General features: G+C 52.6%; 19 protein-coding genes. 7 read left to right on the plus strand and 12 right to left on the minus strand.

Features of this window, described 5'->3' with window-relative positions:
• Nucleotides 1-14 precede the first annotated feature (14 nt).
• Nucleotides 15-947: a hypothetical protein gene (locus P9H32_RS09580; RefSeq protein WP_322608676.1), complete on the plus strand. Its 933-nt coding sequence runs from the start codon at nt 15-17 to the stop codon at nt 945-947.
• Nucleotides 948-1,094: 147 nt separating this feature from the next.
• Here P9H32_RS09580 and P9H32_RS09585 read toward each other — a convergent pair whose 3' ends face one another.
• The 12 genes from P9H32_RS09585 to P9H32_RS09640 all read right to left on the minus strand — a co-directional run bounded on the left by P9H32_RS09585 (nt 1,095) and on the right by P9H32_RS09640 (nt 13,396).
• Entirely contained in the window at nt 1,095-2,681 is a 1,587-nt protein-coding gene (locus P9H32_RS09585) for a metallopeptidase TldD-related protein (RefSeq protein ID WP_322608677.1), read from the minus strand.
• A gap of 15 nt (nt 2,682-2,696) precedes the next feature.
• Nucleotides 2,697-4,058, minus strand: coding sequence for a metallopeptidase TldD-related protein (locus P9H32_RS09590; protein WP_322608678.1), 1,362 nt, complete (start codon nt 4,056-4,058; stop codon nt 2,697-2,699).
• A 126-nt stretch (nt 4,059-4,184) separates the two neighbouring features.
• Nucleotides 4,185-5,342 carry an MFS transporter gene (locus P9H32_RS09595; RefSeq protein WP_322608679.1) on the minus strand — a complete coding sequence of 386 codons (1,158 nt, stop codon included), beginning with the start codon at nt 5,340-5,342 and terminating at the stop codon, nt 4,185-4,187.
• Nucleotides 5,339-6,112: a 4Fe-4S binding protein gene (locus P9H32_RS09600; RefSeq protein ID WP_322608680.1), complete on the minus strand. Its 774-nt coding sequence runs from the start codon at nt 6,110-6,112 to the stop codon at nt 5,339-5,341. The genes P9H32_RS09595 and P9H32_RS09600 overlap by 4 nt, the downstream gene beginning before the upstream one ends.
• Before the next feature lie 667 nt (nt 6,113-6,779).
• Nucleotides 6,780-7,724 (minus strand): NADP-dependent oxidoreductase, encoded by a 945-nt coding sequence (locus tag P9H32_RS09605; protein ID WP_322608681.1) that lies wholly within the window; start codon nt 7,722-7,724, stop codon nt 6,780-6,782.
• A gap of 31 nt (nt 7,725-7,755) precedes the next feature.
• A complete protein-coding gene (locus P9H32_RS09610; RefSeq protein WP_322608682.1) occupies nt 7,756-9,093 on the minus strand; it encodes a ferredoxin reductase family protein in 1,338 nt (445 codons plus the stop codon).
• 179 nt (nt 9,094-9,272) lie between these two features.
• Nucleotides 9,273-10,022, minus strand: a complete 750-nt coding sequence (locus P9H32_RS09615; RefSeq protein ID WP_322608683.1) for a nitroreductase family protein — start codon at nt 10,020-10,022, stop codon at nt 9,273-9,275.
• A 272-nt stretch (nt 10,023-10,294) separates the two neighbouring features.
• A complete protein-coding gene (locus P9H32_RS09620) occupies nt 10,295-11,119 on the minus strand; it encodes a DUF4437 domain-containing protein (RefSeq protein WP_322608684.1) in 825 nt (274 codons plus the stop codon).
• Nucleotides 11,120-11,130: 11 nt separating this feature from the next.
• Nucleotides 11,131-11,421 (minus strand): putative quinol monooxygenase, encoded by a 291-nt coding sequence (locus P9H32_RS09625; RefSeq protein WP_322608685.1) that lies wholly within the window; start codon nt 11,419-11,421, stop codon nt 11,131-11,133.
• Nucleotides 11,422-11,499: 78 nt separating this feature from the next.
• Nucleotides 11,500-12,048: a nitroreductase family protein gene (locus P9H32_RS09630; protein ID WP_322608686.1), complete on the minus strand. Its 549-nt coding sequence runs from the start codon at nt 12,046-12,048 to the stop codon at nt 11,500-11,502.
• Nucleotides 12,049-12,069: 21 nt separating this feature from the next.
• Nucleotides 12,070-12,726, minus strand: a complete 657-nt coding sequence (nfsB, locus tag P9H32_RS09635) for an oxygen-insensitive NAD(P)H nitroreductase (RefSeq protein ID WP_322608687.1) — start codon at nt 12,724-12,726, stop codon at nt 12,070-12,072.
• A gap of 73 nt (nt 12,727-12,799) precedes the next feature.
• Complete coding sequence (locus P9H32_RS09640; RefSeq protein ID WP_322608688.1) at nt 12,800-13,396, minus strand: TetR/AcrR family transcriptional regulator; 597 nt, start codon at nt 13,394-13,396, stop codon at nt 12,800-12,802.
• Between the two features lie 498 nt (nt 13,397-13,894).
• Here P9H32_RS09640 and P9H32_RS09645 point away from each other — a divergent pair, with 498 nt between their 5' ends.
• From P9H32_RS09645 to P9H32_RS09670, 6 genes are all read left to right on the plus strand, one after another.
• Nucleotides 13,895-15,703 carry a sodium:solute symporter family transporter gene (locus P9H32_RS09645; RefSeq protein WP_322608689.1) on the plus strand — a complete coding sequence of 603 codons (1,809 nt, stop codon included), beginning with the start codon at nt 13,895-13,897 and terminating at the stop codon, nt 15,701-15,703.
• Nucleotides 15,704-15,958: 255 nt separating this feature from the next.
• Nucleotides 15,959-16,150: a hypothetical protein gene (locus P9H32_RS09650; protein ID WP_322608690.1), complete on the plus strand. Its 192-nt coding sequence runs from the start codon at nt 15,959-15,961 to the stop codon at nt 16,148-16,150.
• 91 nt (nt 16,151-16,241) lie between these two features.
• Nucleotides 16,242-17,288 (plus strand): LbtU family siderophore porin, encoded by a 1,047-nt coding sequence (locus P9H32_RS09655; protein WP_322608691.1) that lies wholly within the window; start codon nt 16,242-16,244, stop codon nt 17,286-17,288.
• Between the two features lie 21 nt (nt 17,289-17,309).
• Nucleotides 17,310-17,537, plus strand: coding sequence for a FeoA family protein (locus P9H32_RS09660; RefSeq protein ID WP_322608692.1), 228 nt, complete (start codon nt 17,310-17,312; stop codon nt 17,535-17,537).
• Nucleotides 17,534-19,888, plus strand: coding sequence for a Fe(2+) transporter permease subunit FeoB (feoB, locus tag P9H32_RS09665; protein ID WP_322608693.1), 2,355 nt, complete (start codon nt 17,534-17,536; stop codon nt 19,886-19,888). Before P9H32_RS09660 ends, feoB begins: the two co-directional genes overlap by 4 nt.
• A 74-nt stretch (nt 19,889-19,962) precedes the next feature.
• A complete protein-coding gene (locus tag P9H32_RS09670) occupies nt 19,963-20,190 on the plus strand; it encodes a FeoC-like transcriptional regulator (protein ID WP_322608694.1) in 228 nt (75 codons plus the stop codon).
• Nucleotides 20,191-20,193: the final 3 nt, after the last annotated feature.

Here is a 20,193-nt window from a genome sequence, read left to right on the forward strand (position 1 = left end):
TGCGGATAGAGGAAATGATGCAGATTCAGTCCATCATGAGTGTGAAGCACATCAGTTTGGTTATGCTGTTGCTAGGGGCGGTGTCGGTTTTTGCTCATACCTTTACGGAAGCATCTCTCTATACCACGGTTGACACCCGCGATTCCGCATGGGTCCCATTCGTCTCTGAGGGGTATACAGAAGTATCTGCCTTAACGGAATTGGATACGCGCAACCCGGCTTTCAGGCCCTTTTCGTCCGGCGCCTATATCGGTACTTCCGGTCTCACACCGGTCGATTCGCGGGACTACACTTTGACGGTGGTTTCTGAATATGGAAATCCTGTTCCCGCAACGGGTGTTTATTCCAACTATTGCTGGCACTCCGCTGTCACCTGTTCAGTTGAAGCGGTGTTGATCGATGGGGGCATGGAGTACGTCGTCACAGGTTGGGGCGGAAACGGTATTGCTCCGGCAAGCGGCACCACAAATGTTACGGGGCAGCTTCTGCTCACAGATCCTGATGCGATCTTCAACTGGAACTGGTTGGTGGAGCAGTGGGATGCCGACCTCGATATGCTGCCCGACCGCTGGGAGCAGAGCATCGTTGATGCCGATCCGGATGATGACATCACTTCATTGGCCGATGTGCTTCCGGATGGAGATGCGGACGGCGACGGCATTCAGAATGTTTTTGAGTATGCCTTTGAAGAAAACCTCAGCACAAATGAGCCGCTGTTAACCATTCAGATAGTGGACGGGAGACCTGTCCTTCAGGTTCCGGAACAATCGACCCAGTCAACCCGTTATATCGAGATCGAGGTTGAGTGTTCCGGAGATTTACAGAGTTGGAATATTCCGGTTGTTCCGGTCGCAACCTCGAATCAACCACCTGCTGGAAAGGCATGGTATGAATCAATGAATGCACCAACTAACGCCTTCTTCATTATCCATGCCGCCGGGCAGTAAGCCGCGATCGTTATTAAATTTCCAACCCTTGGAAACGAAAAAGCCCGGACATTCGTCCGGGATTTTTTGCTTTTGGTAGGGATGGATCGATGATCCGTCCGCGCCCAGGGTGGAGGCGGCGCTTTCGACGAAAGCGCCCAACCAAAATCAACCGCAGGTGATGCCTTCCCAGAGAATCCACGGGCCGCCACATCCGGCTTCAACGCCTTCTTTATGATACTTCCCGCAGCCGCCCCATTTATTGATCGGCTCGCTGCCGTTTTCATTCAGCGGGTCCTCTTCCGAAATCACGCTTTTGGCGATGATGGAATCCAGCAGGCGCGGGACCGGATCGGACAATTCAATATGCCCGCCCTGCGGACCGAGGAACAGCTTTCCGGTCCGTTTCCCGTTTTTCACCTCTTCGAGGTATTCCGTACCGGCCGTCAGGCCCATCCCTTTAGGATCTTCCATGCCACCGTGGGCGTGTTCGGCAATAAAGCCATCGCCGCACAGTTCGGCCAGCTGATCGAGCGTTTTGTCGCCGGCCGTGAAGTAGGTGTTGGTCTGGCGCGGCATCAGCGGGCGTTTCCAGCTTTCGCGTTTGCCGTTCGACTGACGCGGCGATGGCCCGTTGATATCGCCGACGATGGAGGACATCAGGTCATTCATCGGCGATGAAAGTTCACCTTTATCCAGAATAACCTGGGGCCGGGCAATGAACCCTTCATCATCGAAAAAGTGGGTGCCGTTGACGCCGTAGGGGATGGTCCCCATGGCAAAGACGCCGGCGTTGTTGATGATCGAAGCCTGCTCATTGCCGACTTTGATTCCTTTCTTTTTCAGGCCGGGAGCACAGCTGCGGCCGAGGCGGCAGGTATCGCCCTCCTGCGTATGGCCGAAGGCTTCGTGGGCAATCACACCGGTTACATCCGGGCCGGTAATAATGCGGTAACGCCCGGGTTTGATCCGTTCGGCGTGTTCCACTTTATCGGCCGTTTCCACCAGTTTGGTAATCAGCGCATCGTTAATTGCCGCAGCGGCTTCGGCTCCGGTCATACCGCCGATAATGTCGCGCACATTTTTGCCCGACGGCGTAATCGCATAAATATAGTAGAGGCTGGAAAAGAGCGACTGCGACATCATGCGGGTACGGTCAACAAACAGGCGGCTTTTAACTTTGCGGCGGATCATGCAGCCGGCCGATGCCAGTTTATCGCCGCCCTTTTCCATGATGGCTTCTTTGATCGCTTTGGAGCGCGCGGCGGTTTCGGCGCGGTCCATCGATTCCGAAATCGACGGATCATAGGCATTGCCGAAATGTACGGGTTTTCCAGCCTCCGGAAGTTTTCCATTGATCAGGATCTGTTCGCGGATCGGAGCTGCAAACTGATCGATCGGTTCGTCGGCCCAGGTCGGCGGAGTGTAAACCGCCGGATTTTCCAGGGATTGGAAATAATCGAGGGCTTCGGCGCGCAGACGTTCCGCCGCAGAAAGAAGAGCGGTTTCATCGAAGTTGTTCGTGGCATATTCAAAATTCCGGTGTCCGGCAAGAATACGCAGCACGATGCCGCGGTCCATCGTCAGTCCGCTTGCTTCGGTCTGGCTGACGTGGCTCTGGAACTGATCGAGATCTTCCAGACAGGCGAAGGCATAGATTTTATCTTCAACGCCGGTTTCCAGCGTCTGGACCAGTTTTCCAAGCATTGGAAAAAATGCACGGAGTTCGTCGGAAAGGGGATAATATGTTTTCATGTTGATAAACCTCGGTTATTTGCCGGCAATGGAAACGCCTTTGGTGATGAGCATCGCGTCGGGACCTTTGTATCCGAGCGGCGGGGCATAGCTGCTTTTCGGGACGTTGACGGTGCCGATCGTGGACGACAGTCGGCAGTCGGTAAAGTTGTCCTTCAGGTTGCCGGAAACGACGCCGCCTTTAACGAGCGTGACGGTTCCGTCGGCCGCGATATGTTTGCCGAGTTTGATTTCCGAGCTCCACGTCAGCTTTTGCGCATCGATCAGCAGGGAGGAAAATTTAATGATCTGCGTGCACTCCACGCCCTGCAGCGTTGACGCATCGAGTGTTCCCGGCTTGACCACCAGATTGCCGCTTAAACCGTTCGGTTCGAGGTCGAGATACTGCCCGAAACGGTTGCCGATAATCCGGTTCTTAACCGTATTGTTTTCAATCAGCGTTCCGCCCCGGGCCGGCAGGCCGTCGATGGCATAGGCGGAAGAGAGCACCATGCAGGGAATCGTTGGATCGAGGCTGAGGTGCAGCGGATCGCCGTTGCCGCCGCCGAACGTGTCGCCGAGGTTAAGAAACGGCAGTTTAAGGTATTCATTCAGCACGTTGAGCTGACCGAGCAGCGCTTCGAGCATTTGGGAGAGGGCGTCTTTTTCGATCAGAATGATTGCGCCGTCCTGCGTTTCCGGTTCAGCACTGTCGCCCAATGTGGCGACCTGCAGGGCGCATTCCCGGATGAACGTTTCCACGTCGAGATCATTCACAGTAACGGAGGTGGTGTGCTCGTGCACTTCCTTGTCGTTTTCCTGCCCGGCCTTTTCCATGGCGGCTTCGAGGTAGAGCTCGCTCAGTTCGGTTTCGTAGGCGAGGCCTTCCGAGTTGGTCTGGGCGCTGATGGAATAGTTGACAAACAGCTCGGCGGAATTAAGGGCGCAGCCGTCAGTTTCGGCAAAAGCCGCCGTAAACTGCTCTTCAATTTTTGAAGCCACTTTTTCCGGATGGTCCCGGATATCCGGATCGCAGGTTTCCACCGCCTGCGGTTCTTCGGCCGGCGGTTTGGCGAGATCCCATGTTCTGTTCTGACTGCAGGCCGCCAGTTTGACGGCTTCGTCGATCTGTTTTGCAACCGGCAGATAACTGACGAGATCGATCATGGCCGTGCCGACCAGACCTTCTGTTTCCGATGGCGTGTAGACCGAAAGTTTATAGTCCTCGCCCTCAACCCGCCGGCTCTGGTGACTGTGCAGGGTGGCGGCGTCGGGCGAAGAATAGAGCCGCTGCAGGCTGCGCGACTCCGTGGCGTTCAGGCTCCAGCCGGTCAGTGTACCGGCCTCGACCGCGGCATTCAGCGCGGCGGTTACGTTGTTGATAAATGTCTGGTTCATAAATCCTCAGTGTTTCGTTGAATAGTGCAGAGGATAAATGAATGCCGGAAAAGTTCTGCAATTAAATACGCAAAAATGAGGGGCTTTCGATGTTTTTTCCGCTTTGCAGGGATGTGTAGGGAAGGTTCAGCTTTTCACGCGCAGGGCGGACGGGATGGCGAAGAGGCCGAGGACGGCGGTTATTTTGTATGTAATCGCCAGACCGTAGTGGTCGGCCGCAAAGCCGACGATCATGGCGATGGCGGAGCCGGCGGCAAAGTTCATGGTCATAAAAAGGCCGTTGGCGAGCGATGGGCGGTCGGAGTTGAGATCGTGGATCATGGCCATGAAGACCGGTGTGCTGGCAAAAAAGAGCAGGCCCATCAGGATCAGCAGAAGCCAGAGTACGATTCCGCCGGAAAGGGTGAATAGATACATCAGTGCCGGGGAGATCAGCATAATGCCGAGCAGCACCTTTTTGCGGCCGATCCGGTCGGACAGACTGCCGGCTCCGAGGGCGCCGAGGGCGCCGGCGAGCTCAAGAAGGGCCAGTGCGGCGGCTGCGGTTTTCAGGGGGTGGCCGTGGTCGACCATGTAGGAGGGCAGAAAGAGGGCGAGCGCAGATTTGGAAAAGCCGCGGAAAAACATGATCGGCAGAATTGTGCTGAACAGCGGGGTCATGCCCCGGAAAGATTTTAAAAGGGGTTCTTTGGCGGGGGTGCTGAAATGGAGGAGGTCTGCTTTGCGGATGGTGCGCAGGTTCAGAAACAGCAGCAGCGAAGCCGCGAGGCCGACCGGAATCAGGCGCCAGATGCCTTCGAGTCCCCACCAGGAAACCGCGGCGGTGACGAGCAGTGGTCCGACGGTGCGGGCCAGTTCGCCGCCGAACATGAAGAAGCTCATGCCGCGCCCTATTTTATCGCCGGAAACGCGCCGCATCAGCACGGGGGCGGTGACGTGGTAAACTGCGGCGGTGATTCCGCTGACCAGCATCAGCAGAGCCAGCATGATAATCGACGGTGCCAGGCCGATCAGGCTCATGGTGACGACCGCAACCACCGGACAGAGAATAATGCCGGAGCGTATCAGTACCCGGTCGGCGATGATACCGAAGAGCGGATTGAAGAGGGCGGGGATCCGTTGCACCACGGAGAGTGCTCCGGCGAGGGCATAAGTGAATCCCAGCTTTTCACTCAGCAGTGGAAGCAGCGGAGCAAAAAACGAAGTATACGCATCGTGCAGCAGATGAGTGGCGGCAATGGAGCTGACATGTCCGCTTTGAAAACGTTTTTCGGCCGGGCTCATTGGCCGAGAAAGATTTCGGGTTCGCGCCGTTCAGAAAAATGGTCGTTCAGTTTCTGCGCGGTCGCCCTGATGGGTTCAAGGGTCAGACTGCGGGCATCTGCCGGGCAGAAGCGCAGGCAGGCCATGCACCAGATACAGTTATCAGGGTCGGCTTCAGCCACAGAATTATTGATCGACATTCCCTGTGTCGGACAGATTTCAATACATTTGCCGCAGGCGGTGCAGCGTTCCGGATCGACCGATGTGGCGGACCCGGTCAGAGTTTTTCCGGCTTTATAGGGCCGGTGGCCGGGCACCGTTTTGAGTTCTGCGGTTCCGATCTGTCGGCCGAAGGCTTCCGCTTTCTCAAGATCGGCGGCATCGGGCCGCCCTTTGGAGAGAGGAAGCTGCGGAGTTGAAAATGAATGTTCGCCCAGGAACGTGCCGGCCGCCACCGGCCGGAATCCCTGTTTGCGGCAGCAGTCGTAGAGTTCAATCAGCGCATCGTCGTAGTGACGGTTCCCATAAACCACCACCGGTACAACGGCTGCGTCGTTTCCGGTGATTGGAAGAAAGCGTTGCACCGCCAGTTGCGGCAATCGGCCGGCGTAAACCGGCATGCCGACCAGAACGAGGTCGTCTTTTCCGAAAACGGGAAGCGGTTCCGGGGATCGGCAGGTGAGGTCGGTTTCGCTTTGTACCGTGCCGTTGGTGCCGCGCGTAATGGCTTCCAATGTTTTGCGGGTGGTTGCTGTAGGGGAGAAGTAAATCAAGTGTATTTTTCTGTGCATCTTTAATCCTTAAAACATTTGGTAACGGGTTGTGAGCATATGCTTAATATGTGTACGATCAAGCCCGTGTTTTTAAAAAACATGCAGTCCGTTTTTTTTCAGGGTAGGAAGCCGGGGGTGAACGTTGCCAGGTCCGACGTTTCCCTCCCGTTGGTCAGGTAAACGTCCGCTACACCGGGGTAGTCTTTTGAGGAAGAAAATTCCGTTGTTGTAGAGGACGCTTACCCGCAGGGAAGCGTCGGGAGTCAGAAAGACAACCGTCGGGAGATGAAGTTGGGCGGGTCTGCTCGACGTTTCCTTCCCGCTGGTCAGGTAAACGTCCGCTACACCGGAGCGGCTTTTGAGGAAGAAATTCCGTTGTTGTAGAGGACGCTTACCCGGAGGGACACGCAGTGAGTCTGAAAGAGAACCGTCGGGTGCTGAAGTTGAGCGGTTTTTTCTACGTTTCCTTCCCGTTGGTCAGGTAAACGTCCGCTACACCTTTGGCAGGAATGGTTGGTGCAGAGGACGCTTACCCGCGCAGGGACACGCAGTGAGTCTGAAAGACAACCGTCGGGAGTCAGAAAGACAACCGTCGGGTGCCGAAGCAGAGGGAGGCTGAACCGACGTTTCCTCCGCTGCGCGAAGGTAAACGTCCGCTACACTGATTCTGTTTGCGGCAGGAATTTTAGACCGTGACGACGGCTTTGCCGACGGTGCGGCCGGATTCAAGCTGTCGATGGGCGTCCTGCAGTTGGTCGAACGGGAAGGTTTTTGAAACGTGCGGTTTGAGCGTTCCGGCTTCCAGCATCTCTTTCAGCGTATTCATATCTGTACCGTTGGAGGTAACGAGAATGAATTCCACGTTAAGGTGCCGGGCTTCGGCTTCTTTGATAACGTCTTCCGGAAAATCCGGGACGGGAAGAGAAACCGCGCCGCCCCCGTCTTTAAGCACTTTGATCGATTTCGACAGTGTTTCGCCGCCCATGCCGTCGAGCACAAAGTCGATGTTGTTCAGGACCTCTTCAAACTGCACTTCGCGGTAGTCGATATGTTCATCGGCACCCATGGCCATGCAGAAATCTTTGTTCTTTGCGGATGATGTAGTGATAACCTGCGCACCTAGGTTTTTGGCTATCTGAATGGCGAAATGGCCGACGCCGCCGGAACCGGCATGAATCAGTACGCGGTCGTCTTTTTTAACGCGCGACTGCAGCACCTGCAGCGCGGTCAGGGCCGCCAGTGTCGTTGCGGCGGCGTCTTCGAATGAGCAGTTTTCCGGCATGTGGGCGAGATGGTCGGCCGGAGAGGCGACGTATTCTGCATAGGCTTTTCCATGCCCTGGAAAATTCACCATGCCGAAGACCTTGTCGCCGACCTTGAAACCGGTGACATCTGTGCCGGTTTCGGCGACGACGCCGGCAATATCCCAGCCGATGATGACCGGACGTTCTTCGGTCTGCATGATCATGTTGAGGACTTCTTCATGCGGTCGTACTTTCACGTCGACCGGGTTGATGCTGATGGCTTTGGTTTCCACCAGAACTTCATTGGCGTTGATTTCGGGTTTTTCAATGTCGGACAGGACGAGGTTTTCCACGCCGCCGGCTTCATGTAGTACGTATGCTTTCATTTGTCTGTCTCCTGTTTGTTTTAAGAATGAATCATCGCATTTCAAATAGTTCCTGATGGAATGCTGAATTAAATCCACATCCTTTAAGGTCTTTTTTTAAGGATGCTCCCATTTTTGATGGGCCGCAGAACCAAACGCTTTTAGATTTCCAGTTCGAGACCGTATTTCGAATATGTTCTCCTGAAATACGGGGAGATTTACAGGTTTCAAACAGGTGCAACTTGACGTTGGCTGCGGCTGAAAGCTGCTTCAACTTATTCTTTAAACTGGAATCTAATTTTTCTGTCGTGTAGAAAAAATCAATTTCCGGCGTATCCATCTGTTGGCCCAGGCGCTCCAATCGTGCGAGGAAAGGCGTTAGACCAACTCCACCGGCTATCCAAATTTGACTTTCCTGGTTGTGATTAAATGTGAAGTTGCCATACGCGCCTTCGAGTACGACCGAGTCGCCGACGCTCAATCGATCAGCCAACGCATTGGTATAATCGCCAAGCGCCTTAATGGTGAAACTGATCAGTTTGGTGTTTTTATCCCATGCCGAGCTTATTGTGAAAGGGTGGTGCGGCTCTTTCTTTTCAAACTTCAGAAAGGCAAATTGACCTTCATGATGACCTGCCCACTTATCGCTTTTAATTACTAATTCAAACATGTTCATGTCCGGATAGGTATTGATCGCCTGAATGGAACCCGCGGCCTTTCGCTTTTTGCCCGCTTGCCTAAATAGAACAATGCATGCTGACGCGGTGCCTGCGACCATTAAAAGGGCCATCGTTATGCCAATGGGCTGCGTCCAATATTTGATATACATCAATGCAAAAGCATGAAAAGTCAGCGCCAGATAAATGATGGCCATTCCAATGTGGGTTTTTGCAAAGAAGCGATACGGTATCTTCTTCAGCAAGGCGATAATGAGAAACAGAACTGTTAAATAAAAAGCATACTGACCTGTTTGAAGGGCCGGAAATTCAATCGCTTCAAAGAATCTTTCGAAGGCGGTGGGCTCAGCTTCAACCTGAGTGGCTCCCGAGATGCCATCCAGAATGATTATATTTTCTAAATATGACGACCATTTCGGCAGTTGACTCGCTAACCAGTGTATAACGGAAAAAGAAAAAGCAACAATGCCGAGCCATTTATGCAGGCGATAAATTTTGTCCAGTCCGCCCGCCCATTTCTCAAGCCACATCGGGCGAGTGGCCAGTACCATGGCAAACGTCATAGCGGTAAAAGCAATAATTCCAGTGTACTGATCAACGCTTTTGCTGAACAAATTGGAATCAAAAGGAATATACACCAGCGTATTGGTCAAAAACCAAATGATCGAAATGAGGATAAACGGAAGGATAAATATGAGTTTAATTTTTTTCATGGTGCTGGAATAGTTTAAGCGCAACGCACTGGGTACAGAGACTCTGCCGCCGAATTTGATTAATCATGTCATCGGGGATGCATTTTTTGACTGGATGAACAGGATCAACCGGATGGTGTGATTCAGTTCATCCTGTTATCCCGTCAAAATATAACGCGATTTGAGCGGTCTGTTTTTAATTAAAGCTCAAAAATTACATCTTCTTTTGCCATACGTCCTTTAGGCAATTTGCGGTTGTAATCTTTTTCTTCGTTGTGATAGCCGATGGCCAGGGCAAACGTGCATTCGTAATCATCGCCCAGCTCCTTGGCGAACTCCTTTTTGATCCGTGTTGCATCAACACCTTCCATTGGGGTGGAGTCAATTTTCAGACGTGCCAATGCGTGCAGCACATTGCCCAGAGCAATATACGTTTGCGCTTTCGTCCAGTCGCTGTTGTCTCCATTTTCATCGGCCGCCATCTCTGCAAATCCATAGGCTGCTTTAAGCTGTTTGTCATAGCCTTTCTGATTCATGCGTCGGGCGGCCAGGCTGGCGTCCAACCGTTTTTTGTAATCCTCTTTGCTGAAGTGCACTTTATGAGCAAAAAGGATAATTTCAGACGCGTTAGTGGCGTGGGGCTGATTGAATGCATATTTCCCGAATGTGCCCGCAAGACGTTGTTTGGCCTCATCACTTTTGATGACGATAAATTTCCAGGGCTGTGAGTTGATCGAGGAAGGCGATAAGCGCAACACTTCTTCGATTGCTGCCAGGTCTTCGGCCGAAACGCGTTTTGTTTTATCGTAGGCTTTGGAGGTATAGCGCCAGGTTAAATCTTCGATGATTTCATTGCCAACAGAGTCTTTCGGTTTTTCTTTTTTTCCTTTTGGCGTACAGGCGACTAACAACCCTGCGGCTCCTGACATCAGTAAATTTCTTTTTTTCATATGTTCCTTATATTTTTATTTACTCATTATTATGCGACTCAGCAAATTGACCGGTCCGTCTCTTGGACATTGGTTTTAATACGTTCAGCGGGTCGAAGCTCCGGTTCCGAGCCTCGAAAAATAACCGCCCGCTGTGCAGTTCCAAAGCAATGATCATAGATCAGCTCCGGCCGGAGTTCCTCCATCACTTTGCGATCGGCGGTCAGCAAAAAATTACCCAGGCTAAAAAGCCGCGTCAAAAATACCGACTTTTGATCTGAATATTCAGGTGCTTATTCATCTGTTACGATGTTGTATCTGGCATCGGTGCGGACATAGAGGACGGTTTCGTTATCCGTTTCAACGTCCAGTGCCGTCGGACCGAAGGCTTCGATGCCGCTGCCCGGAAGCAGGTCGTTGTTTTCGTACTTGATCCCGCCCTTAACCAGTACTGTGCGGAAGGTTGAGCCAGAGCTTTTGATGGTTCCCTCAAAACCGGCCGGCAGTTTGATGAAGGTGCCGTTGAGTCCTTCGGTATCTCCCCACAGGAAGGCGACCTGTGCGCCGGACTGATTGATCCAGGTCATGTCCGAGGGATTCAGCCAGACGATATTGGTTTCATCCACGTTGACCGGTCGCTCGTCGGTGTCGAAATGATCCTCTTCCGGCAGGACGAGATAAGGACCTTCCTCAATTTCAATGTAAGCCAGCGAGTCGCTTCCTTCGGCGGCTGTGATATGCACGTGGCCCTTCGGCTGTGTCCAGAATGAGCCGGCCGGCATCCACATCTCCGCGGCATTCGGATCGTCGTTGTGGATTACGCCCTCGATCACGACGCCGCGGTAGGAAATGTTGTGAATATGCGGGGGCGACTCAAAGTCACTGGGCGGCTTCAGCAGAAAACCGGTCGGTTCGTTGCCGTTGCGGTCGCCCCAAAGTGTTCCGGCTTTTGGCGCGAGGTCGCCGCGTTTCGGATTGAGATGGGTCCAATCAACCTGATCAGCGGTGATGACTCTGATCTTCTGCAGCCCGGCGACTTCCGGGCTTGCGGTGTTGCATCCTGCAACGAGGGCGGCGGTGAACAGGAGTGCTGATGCAGTCAGTATATTTTTCATCATCGGGTTTTCCCTTATGCGATCCGGGTCATGGTATTGACGGTAAACTCTTCAGTTCCAGTTTCCGTCGCTTTCATAAAGGCCTGGAAATGTTCTGAATTGCTATGCTTCTGCAGGAGTGCTTCAGAAGCCCAGTTTTCGTAAACCACAAAGAGCATGGCGGCTTCGTTGTCCTGGTGAACAACATAATCGATACAGCCTTCATCCTTGGCGTGTGTTTGTTCCGCCAGTTTTTGCAGTTCGTTTTTTACCAGTTCTACCTGATCCGCTTTTGCCTTAATCGTTGCAATGATGGTCAATGCCATTTTCCGTTCTCCATTTTGTTTGTTGCAGATACCGAATTGAATCTGTGTTGTTTCGTGTTTATCTGCGGGATTATTTTTTTAAATAAAGCGTAGGATTTCGTAGGCTTTCATACGCGGGGTGGGGTTGGGGGTTTCGTCCGGCCAGCCGTAGACAATCAGTGCGGAAACGGTTTCCCCTTCCGGCAGGTTCAGCAGTTTCGGCAGGGTCTCTTTATCGATCACCCCGAAAATACAGGTGCCGACGCCCAATGCATGCGCCGCCAGGCAGAAGGTCTGGCAGGCGATCCCGGCATCGAACGACTCCCAGGCCTCGGGATCGGAAAGTTCAATGTCCAGTTTGGCGGGATCGATCCGTCCGCTTTTACCCTCCACATGGCTCAGCACGCAGACGCCCGGTGCATTTGCCAGCGTTTTCATATTATAGGCAAATCCCTTAACACCTTTGCCCGCAATCTGCTGAATCATTTCGGGATTATCCACCAGCGTGTAGCGTGCAATCTGGGTGTTGGCCCACGACGGCGCCCAGCGTGCAATATCGATGATTTCATGCATCGTTTCCCGGTCGACCGGATTTTCTTTGAATTTACGCACGCTCCGGCGCGTTTTTATCAGTTCAATGGCATCCATATTTTATCCTTTGTTTTTGAATCAGTCGAGTACGGTGAAAATTTCGGTTTCCGGAAGGCGGGATTTCGGCAGGGCGGCGTTGAAGTCGGAATCCTTGCGGTAGCCAAGCGAGATGATGGCGACGGCGGTATATCCTTGTTCGCTGAGGCCGAATTCTTCATTCAGTGCGACGGCATCGATGCCTTCCATCGGTACGGCGTCAATCCCCAGCGCGGCGGCGCCGAGCAGGACTGTGCCCATATTGAGATAGACCTGTTTTTCCATCCAATGCCCGGCATCGTTCAGATCGTTGCGGTGAATGTCGGCAAAGGTGGTGCGCGCGCCGTGCATCATGTCCTTGAAAGAGGGCTCCGCAAAACGGCCGTCCTTTTCTTCCTGTTCGAGCAGGTGGTTGAGATAATCATCGTCCAGATCGTTTTTCACGCAGAAGACAATGGAATGGGAGGCATCGAGAATCTTCGCTTCGTTAAACCGGAAGGTGCCCTGCGTGCCTTTGGCGACGCGGCGTTTGCCGTTCGGGGTATCGGCGATGATGAAATGCCAGGGTTGCGAATTTACGCTTGATGGGCTTTTCCGAAGCAGCGCTTTAATCTGTTCAAACTGCTCGTCGGAGATTTTTCTGTCAGGGTCGAATTCCTTGGTGGAATAACGCCATTCTGCAACTTCATTCAGGTTCATGGTGTCTTCTTTCCGGTTAAGGTGGGTTTAAATAATAGACCGGTCGTCTATAAAATGTTCAAAAAAAGTTTCCCTACGTTCGGAGTTCTTCGAGGCGGTGTTTAATATGCTCCACGGTGAGGCGCACGGGTTCCGATGTCTGGAAAATAACCGCCCGCTGTGCGGCGCCCGCCCAGTGGTCCTGAATGAGCGAAGCTTCTGCGGCCGTATCAAAATCTTTGGGCAGCTGGCCGGCCGCGACGGCGTCGTCGAGCACCTCCTGATAAATAGAAATCCAGTCGTTAAATCCCTTCATCAGTTCCTCGCGCATACCCTCGCTGATTTCCGACACCTCGTTGCCCAGTTTGACGGCGAGGCAGGGGAATCTGCCGGGGTGTTTATCCATAAAGGCAATGCTGCCTTCCAGATATTGGAAAAGACGCTTCAGAGCATCCGGTTCTTTTGCCCGGTTAAGCATGAACGAGCGCTTATGTGCGCTGGCCTCAGCCATGTAGTGCTTCATCATTTCGATGCCGAACTGCTCTTTAGATTCGAAATAGTGATAAAACGATCCTTTCGGCACTTTTACGGCATCCAGCAGCTGTTTGAGGCCCACGGCGTGGAAACTGTGCTCCAGCATCAGTGCTTCCGCCGCTTCCAAAATCCGTTCTCTGGTTGGTTTCCCGTTCATGATGTGTCGCATATTAGACCGGTCGTCTAGAAGGACAAGTTTAAAATGCAGCTTATTCATGTCGACGGATGAATTTCTGAAAAAGGGTCTGTAGGAATCTGTTTTTAGAATGATGAACTTGACGCATTACCGTATGAAATATGCGGGGATGCTTATAGTCATAGGGTGCGGATTTTCGTTGTATAACAGGTTCATGGATTCTGTATCCTGCGGACCGGCCTGCGGGGCACGGGATTCATGATGAAGCGTGATACTGTGTGGTGAGCGTTTGAGGGGGAAGAGGCAAAGTCTGCCTCTTTTATCCATGGGGTTGCCGAATTCCCCCATGGCCAATATTCAGAAGTTTCGTATTATGGAACCCTTCGGCTCATGTCATTACATGATAGTAAAGACAGCTGGATCTTTAAGGGGTGGCGTTCTAGGATGCGAAAGTTGGCGCGTCAGTTTAAACGGCTTGCCCGGGTTTGTTGCTGAGTAGGAAACTCAAAGGAGAATGAGATGGGAATAGTTGACATCATTGTGTTTGTGGCCTTTGTGGCGGCAGTGCTTTTTATCGGCTTATATATGTCGAAGGGTGAAAAGACCCACAGCGAAGAGGGAGCGGCGGATTACTTTCTCGCCGGGCGAGGGCTGACCTGGTGGCTGATTGGCTTTTCGCTGATTGCGGCCAATATTTCGGCAGAACAGTTTGTGGGTATGAGCGGGCAGGGAGCCGGCCTTTACGGCCTTTCGGTTTCGAGCTGGGAATGGATTGCAGCGATCACGCTGGTCGTGGTGGCCTTTGTGCTGCTGCCGTATTTCCTGCGTTCCGGAATTACCACGATTCCAGAGTTTCTGGAGGTGCGCTACAATCACTGGGCGCGTCTGCTGATGACGGTTTCGATGATTCTGATTCTCGTTGGCGTCAGCCTGATCGGTGTGATCTATGCCGGTGCGCTTACGCTGAAGCAGCTGATGAACGAATTCGGCGTGAATCTTAATCTGGCGGGTTGCTGCTGGGCGCTGGGTGCGATGGCGGCGGTTTATGTGGCAGTCGGTGGGTTGAAAGCCTGTGCCTGGGCGGACTTGATTCAGGGTTCTGCACTGATTGTCGGTGGCGGTGTGATTGCTTATTTTGCCTTCGGTGCGCTGGACGGCGCCCCGGTTGCGGAGCTGGTGACGTCCACAGGTGCTTTGCCGGATATTGCACAGGAAGCGGGTGCGCTGGAAACCTTCAGTGCCTTGAATAAATCCGCTATGCATATGGGCAGCAATCCCACGATGCCATGGGGGATTCTGTTGCTGGGTATCTGGATTCCGAACTTTTACTACTGGGGCCTGAACCAGTACATCACACAGCGTATTCTCGGCTCTGCATCGCTGGGTGAAGGTCAGAAGGGGCTCGTGCTGGCGGCCGGTCTTAAACTGCTGATTCCGTTTGTAATCGTAATTCCGGGCATCATTGCCTTCAACCTGTTCAGTGATGATATGGAAGCGAACATGGGGGATCACATGGCTCCGTATGAGGCTGCTGCGGCAAATCCTGAAACGGCAACGGAAGTGTTCCGTCTGGATCCGCGCTGGGAAACTGCCAATCCGGAAAAGGCCGCTGAAGTCGCGGCGTTTAACAAAGTGGTAACGGCGCGTATTGGTGCGGAAAATGTGGAAACGGTGACGATCAACCAGTACAAATATGACTCGGCGCTGGGCCTGCTGATTACCCGTTTGATTCCGCGAAATGTCGGTTTGCTGGGATTCGTGATTGCGGCGCTGATGGGGGCCATTGTCTCCTCGCTGGCCGCCGTTCTGAACGCGGCTTCGACCTTGCTGACGATGGATGTTTATCAGCGGTATATTAAACCGGAAGCCTCCCAGTTCAAACTGGTAACCATGGGCCGTATCTTCATCGGTGTTTTTGTTCTGATCGGCTGCATTGTGTCGCCGATGCTGGCGAACAACAGTTCGGTGTTTGAGTACATCCAGCTTTTCCAGGGCTATGTTTCGGCCGGTATTCTCGGGGTGTTTATTTATGGTCTGGTTAACCGTTCCGGCGGTCAGTGGGCCGGTGTGATCGGGCTGATTGCCAATCCGATCTTCTACGGTTTCCTGAGCACCAAATTTCCGGATATGCACTTCCTCTACTGGATGTCGTATTCGCTGATCGGGGTGTTGGCGACGCTTTTCATCTATGGCTTTATTCACAAGCGTGCCGAAAAGATGGTTTTTACCACCAATACCACGATGGATCTGACTTCTTCCAAGCCGGCTTTGATCTGGGGGCTGGTGGTCTGTGTGGCCACCGTCGCGCTCTATGTAATCTTCTGGTAATGTTTCCGAATAATGGAAATGACAAGGCGTCCTTCGGGGCGTCTTTTTTTTGATTTCGGCCCGAAACCGAATCGTTTGACCGAATGCGGGGGGCAAATAGATTGAGTTTATTATTGAGACCGAATCTAAATAAGGCTCTAAATACAGACTTCAATTTTGCAGAGATTTAGGAAGGCCTAAAAAACCATCCAAATAGGGTTGACCAAAATAGGACAACATCTAAATTAACCGGAATTTTTAAGCAGGACTAACAAAATGGCAGATTGCCACGAACAGGTGAAAAAGCGGATTAACGTTCTTTATAACATGCTGGTTGAGCATGATGGGTACGGTGAAATGTCGATTGACTTCAGAATCCTGAAACGAGGACAGAAGGAAGTGATTATTCGTTGCGGAAAGCAATACCGGTATGTGGTGGAAACGTCCATGAACTGTTTGAAAGACTAATACCGCCGGGGTGCGCTCGGGGTTGAAATTAGAATCGGTTGAGAAGCGACAGGGTTCCAGTGGATGGAACATGCTTTTTAAAGGTAGTGGAATGAAAGATGTGAAGGGGTTGTTATACGTTGCTGTATGGATCGGTCTGACTGGATCGGTACATGCTCAGAGTAAGGTGAGGTTGACCGAAGTTCCACCAGCCAATGAATTGCGGGGGGAAGATTTGAGTACACTGGTCCACGCCGGACTGGAAAGTCTGCAGTGGGGAGTCCTGCTTGAAGCTGAGGCGGGTTATTCCAGGGCGGGTTCGGTGGAAGAGAGCGACATCAAGCTGGCGACCTTTGAATTTGTCATGGATGCGGCCGTCAATGATTGGCTGGGCGGTCATGTTGGTTTTCTCTGGGAGGAAGATGATACGGATCCCGTAGATCTGGATGAAGGCTATATTATTTTAGGCGGGGAAGCGGCCAATGGATTTTACGGGCAGGCCGGGAAGTTTTATCTGCCCTTTGGTAATTTCGAGACGGCGTTTATTTCTGATCCGCTGACGCTGGAGCTGGCGGAAATCAATAAGAGTTCTGCAATGGCGGGTTATGCCACAGAATGGTTTGATATCAGCGCCGGGGTATTCAAAGGCGACGAAGATGATGTGATTCAGTGCGGTTATGCGGCCGTGAATTTCAATGTCGGCGAAACGGCTGTTGTGGGGGCCTATGTGCTTTCCGACCTTCTTGAAGCGGACGGTTTTGCGGATCTCAATACAAATTTCGCCGACCGAGTGGCCGGTGCAGGCGGTTATGTGAATGTTTTTGTGGGGCCGCTGATGCTGAATGCCGAGGTGGTCTCCGCGCTGGATACCATCGATTTCGGTGGGGGCGAGAAGATGCAGCCGGTGGCCTATAATCTGGAGGCCTCCTGTGCATTTTCGGAAAAATGGGCGGCCGGCCTCAAATATGAGGGATCCGATGAGTTTTATACGGAGTTTGATGCCGGCCTGGGTGGTCTCTTTTACGAAACAGGCATCGGCGGGGTGGTCTCCTACGGCTTTCACGATAATGCTGTAATCGGTGTTGAATATATGCGGCAGCTGAATAAGGGCGCGGACGATGCGGATCTGGTTACGGTTCAGCTCGCGTTGGAAATTTAGAACAGAAAGAAAAGGTATATCATGAAACTCAGGGAACTTAAAGCGGGCGAAAGCGGCGTTGTTACAGGATTCAGTACATCCGATGCAGCCTATCGTCAGCAGCTCCTTCGCATGGGATTTACAAAAAATGCGTCGTTCAAAGTGGTTCGAAAAGCACCCCTGGGTGGTCCGATTGAGGTGGAGGTCCGTGGATCGCGTGTCGTGCTGCGCAGCGACGAAGCGGATGTCCTGGAGGTGGATAGAAAATGAGTAATCTTCAGATCGCCATCGTAGGGAATCCCAACTGCGGAAAAACCACGGTGTTCAATGCCCTGACCGGGGCAAAGCAGAAAGTCGGAAACTGGCCGGGGGTCACGGTTGAACGAGTGATCGGTGAGTATACTCACTGTGACGCCACAATCGATGTGACCGACCTGCCGGGGATTTACTCTTTTTCTGCGCTCTCTCCGGATGAAGAGGTGGCTCGTAAGCACATTCTGCTGGATAGACCGGAGGTGGTTGTCAACGTTATCGATGCCACGAATCTGGAGCGGAACTTATATCTGACCACGCAACTGCTCGAAATGGATGTGCCGGTGGTTGTGGCGCTCAATATGATGGATATGGCGAAACAGCGTGGAATCCGTGTTGAGATTGAGCACCTGCAGAAACATATCGGCTGTCCTGTAGTTCCGATAGTTGCTTCCCGTAAAAAGGGGATTGCTGAACTGAAGCATGCGATTTGCGAAATCAGCAAAACACAGCATAAGCCGGGTGTTCGGGTTTCGTATGAAAAGGACATTGAAAAAGTCCTGCGTACCATGGAAGTGAGCCTGGGCGATGTTGCTCTGACCAAAAAGGTATCCCCGCGTTGGCTGGCTATCAAGCTGTTGGAAAAGGATGATCTTGCCTGGGGGATTCTGGGAGCCGATAAGGCGCTTCTTCCGGATATTGAAGATGAATTGAAGAAGGTTGAAAAACTGGTAGGCGATGATTCCGATATGATTATTGCCGATGGCCGGTACGGTTTCATTCACGGCCTTGCCCGGGATGTGACCAAGGGCAGCGATAAAACCCGGAAAACTTTCACCGATATGGTGGACCGTGTGGCGCTGAATAAAGTGCTGGGTTTCCCGCTGTTCTTTTTCGTTATGTATTTGGTTTTCGCCATCACGATTAATGTCGGGGGGCCGTTTATTGATTTTTTTGACGGTCTAACCGGCACGATCTTTGTGGATGGATTTGGTGCGCTGCTCGAAACAATGGCCCTGCCGGGGTGGCTCATTGCCATTCTGGCTGACGGTCTCGGCGGCGGTATTCAGACCGTTTCAACCTTCATTCCGCCGATTTTTCTGATTTTCCTCTGTCTGTCATTTCTTGAAGATTCCGGCTACATGTCGCGCGCGGCGTTTGTGATGGACCATTCGCTCCGGAAAATCGGTCTTCCGGGCAAGGCATTTATTCCGATGCTGGTCGGTTTCGGGTGCAATGTGCCGGGGATTACGGCGACGCGGACACTGGAAAACCGAAGGGATCGGATTCTTGCGATTATGATGAATCCGTTTATGTCGTGCGGTGCGCGTCTTCCCGTATATACCCTGTTTGCTGCGGCATTTTTTCCTCAGAAGGGCGGGGTGCTGATTTTCGGTATTTATCTCATTGGGATTGCTCTGGCGGTACTCACCGGTCTGTTGTTCAAGAAAACGATCCTGCGTGGCGAAGTGTCCAGCTTTGTGATGGAGCTTCCGCCGTACCATATGCCGACCTTCAGTGGTGTCATGCTGCATACTTGGCACCGTCTGAAATCCTTCCTGATAAAGGCCGGTAAAATTATTCTGCTGCTCGTCGCCGTGCTCGGTTTCCTGAATTCCATGGGCACCGACGGCTCCTTCGGGAACAGCGATTCCAAGGATTCGCTGCTCAGCGCCATGAGCCGATCCGTTACGCCGGTTTTCCGCCCTATGGGTATTCAGGATGATAACTGGCCGGCCACCGTTGGACTCTTCACCGGGATCTTCGCTAAAGAAGCGGTGGTCGGAACTCTTGATGCGATCTATTCCCAGATCGATGTCAAGGAGTCCGCCGATGCAGAGATTGTTGCCGAAGAGCCGGAAGCGGTGTTCGATTTCTGGGACGGTGTCATCGCCGCATTTTCCGCGATTCCTGAAGGCTATCAGGGGTTCTGGGATGGGTTGAAGGATCCCTTGGGGCTGACGGGTGCGGTTGAAGAAGTTGATGAGGCGGATGCGGGTTCCTATTCGACGATGGTGAGTCATTTTGGCGAACATGGAAAACATGCGGCTTTTGCCTATCTGCTGTTTGTTCTCATCTATGCCCCCTGCGTTGCGGCTCTGGCGGCCATTTACCGTGAAATCGGGCTGCGCTGGATGTTGCTGGCCGTCACCTATCTCACGTTGCTGGCCTGGGTCATAGCGACCGTTTATTACCAGATTGCGACCTTTGCCTTGAATCCTTCCCAGTCCGCCATTTGGCTCGGAGTTTGTGCGGCTATTTGCGCCGCGTTTTTCATCGGGCTCCGGGTTGTTGGTAACGGCCGCGAAAAAAAAGAGGCGGCAACTGCCAGGGCTGCGAGAAAAAGGGTAACGGAGTCCGGCGTCTGATGGTGTGTCGAGGATCGCAGATTCTGCGATTCATAGGGTCATGCGGTAGATGGGGACTTCACAGAGGAAAAACAATGCTTAGCGGAATCATCAGACTCCTGAACGAGCGCTTAGGAGCGCTCTCTGTTCAGGAAATCAGTCTGGCGCTGGACATCGAGTCCAGCGCACTGCGACCGATGCTCGAGTTGCTCGAGTCCAAGGGCCGGGTTGAGAAGGTCGAAATTCCGTGCGGAAAATCCTGCGCCGGCGGCTGTACCGAATCCGATACCATGACGTTTTATAAAGTAAAGCGTACCGATTGAATC

Origin of the sequence: Pontiella agarivorans (assembly GCF_034531395.1) — a bacterium.
Taxonomy (GTDB): domain Bacteria; phylum Verrucomicrobiota; class Kiritimatiellia; order Kiritimatiellales; family Pontiellaceae; genus Pontiella; species Pontiella agarivorans.

What these genes read in the sequence shown, in the direction of transcription:
- P9H32_RS09580 (WP_322608676.1), top strand. Translation starts at nt 15, where the DNA reads ATGATGCAGATTCAGTCCATCATGAGTGTGAAGCACATCAGTTTGGTT.
- P9H32_RS09585 (WP_322608677.1), bottom strand. Translation starts at nt 2,681, where the DNA reads ATGAAAACATATTATCCCCTTTCCGACGAACTCCGTGCATTTTTTCCA.
- P9H32_RS09590 (WP_322608678.1), bottom strand. Translation starts at nt 4,058, where the DNA reads ATGAACCAGACATTTATCAACAACGTAACCGCCGCGCTGAATGCCGCG.
- P9H32_RS09595 (WP_322608679.1), bottom strand. Translation starts at nt 5,342, where the DNA reads ATGAGCCCGGCCGAAAAACGTTTTCAAAGCGGACATGTCAGCTCCATT.
- P9H32_RS09600 (WP_322608680.1), bottom strand. Translation starts at nt 6,112, where the DNA reads ATGCACAGAAAAATACACTTGATTTACTTCTCCCCTACAGCAACCACC.
- P9H32_RS09605 (WP_322608681.1), bottom strand. Translation starts at nt 7,724, where the DNA reads ATGAAAGCATACGTACTACATGAAGCCGGCGGCGTGGAAAACCTCGTC.
- P9H32_RS09610 (WP_322608682.1), bottom strand. Translation starts at nt 9,093, where the DNA reads ATGAAAAAAATTAAACTCATATTTATCCTTCCGTTTATCCTCATTTCG.
- P9H32_RS09615 (WP_322608683.1), bottom strand. Translation starts at nt 10,022, where the DNA reads ATGAAAAAAAGAAATTTACTGATGTCAGGAGCCGCAGGGTTGTTAGTC.
- P9H32_RS09620 (WP_322608684.1), bottom strand. Translation starts at nt 11,119, where the DNA reads ATGATGAAAAATATACTGACTGCATCAGCACTCCTGTTCACCGCCGCC.
- P9H32_RS09625 (WP_322608685.1), bottom strand. Translation starts at nt 11,421, where the DNA reads ATGGCATTGACCATCATTGCAACGATTAAGGCAAAAGCGGATCAGGTA.
- P9H32_RS09630 (WP_322608686.1), bottom strand. Translation starts at nt 12,048, where the DNA reads ATGGATGCCATTGAACTGATAAAAACGCGCCGGAGCGTGCGTAAATTC.
- nfsB (WP_322608687.1), bottom strand. Translation starts at nt 12,726, where the DNA reads ATGAACCTGAATGAAGTTGCAGAATGGCGTTATTCCACCAAGGAATTC.
- P9H32_RS09640 (WP_322608688.1), bottom strand. Translation starts at nt 13,396, where the DNA reads ATGAACGGGAAACCAACCAGAGAACGGATTTTGGAAGCGGCGGAAGCA.
- P9H32_RS09645 (WP_322608689.1), top strand. Translation starts at nt 13,895, where the DNA reads ATGGGAATAGTTGACATCATTGTGTTTGTGGCCTTTGTGGCGGCAGTG.
- P9H32_RS09650 (WP_322608690.1), top strand. Translation starts at nt 15,959, where the DNA reads ATGGCAGATTGCCACGAACAGGTGAAAAAGCGGATTAACGTTCTTTAT.
- P9H32_RS09655 (WP_322608691.1), top strand. Translation starts at nt 16,242, where the DNA reads ATGAAAGATGTGAAGGGGTTGTTATACGTTGCTGTATGGATCGGTCTG.
- P9H32_RS09660 (WP_322608692.1), top strand. Translation starts at nt 17,310, where the DNA reads ATGAAACTCAGGGAACTTAAAGCGGGCGAAAGCGGCGTTGTTACAGGA.
- feoB (WP_322608693.1), top strand. Translation starts at nt 17,534, where the DNA reads ATGAGTAATCTTCAGATCGCCATCGTAGGGAATCCCAACTGCGGAAAA.
- P9H32_RS09670 (WP_322608694.1), top strand. Translation starts at nt 19,963, where the DNA reads ATGCTTAGCGGAATCATCAGACTCCTGAACGAGCGCTTAGGAGCGCTC.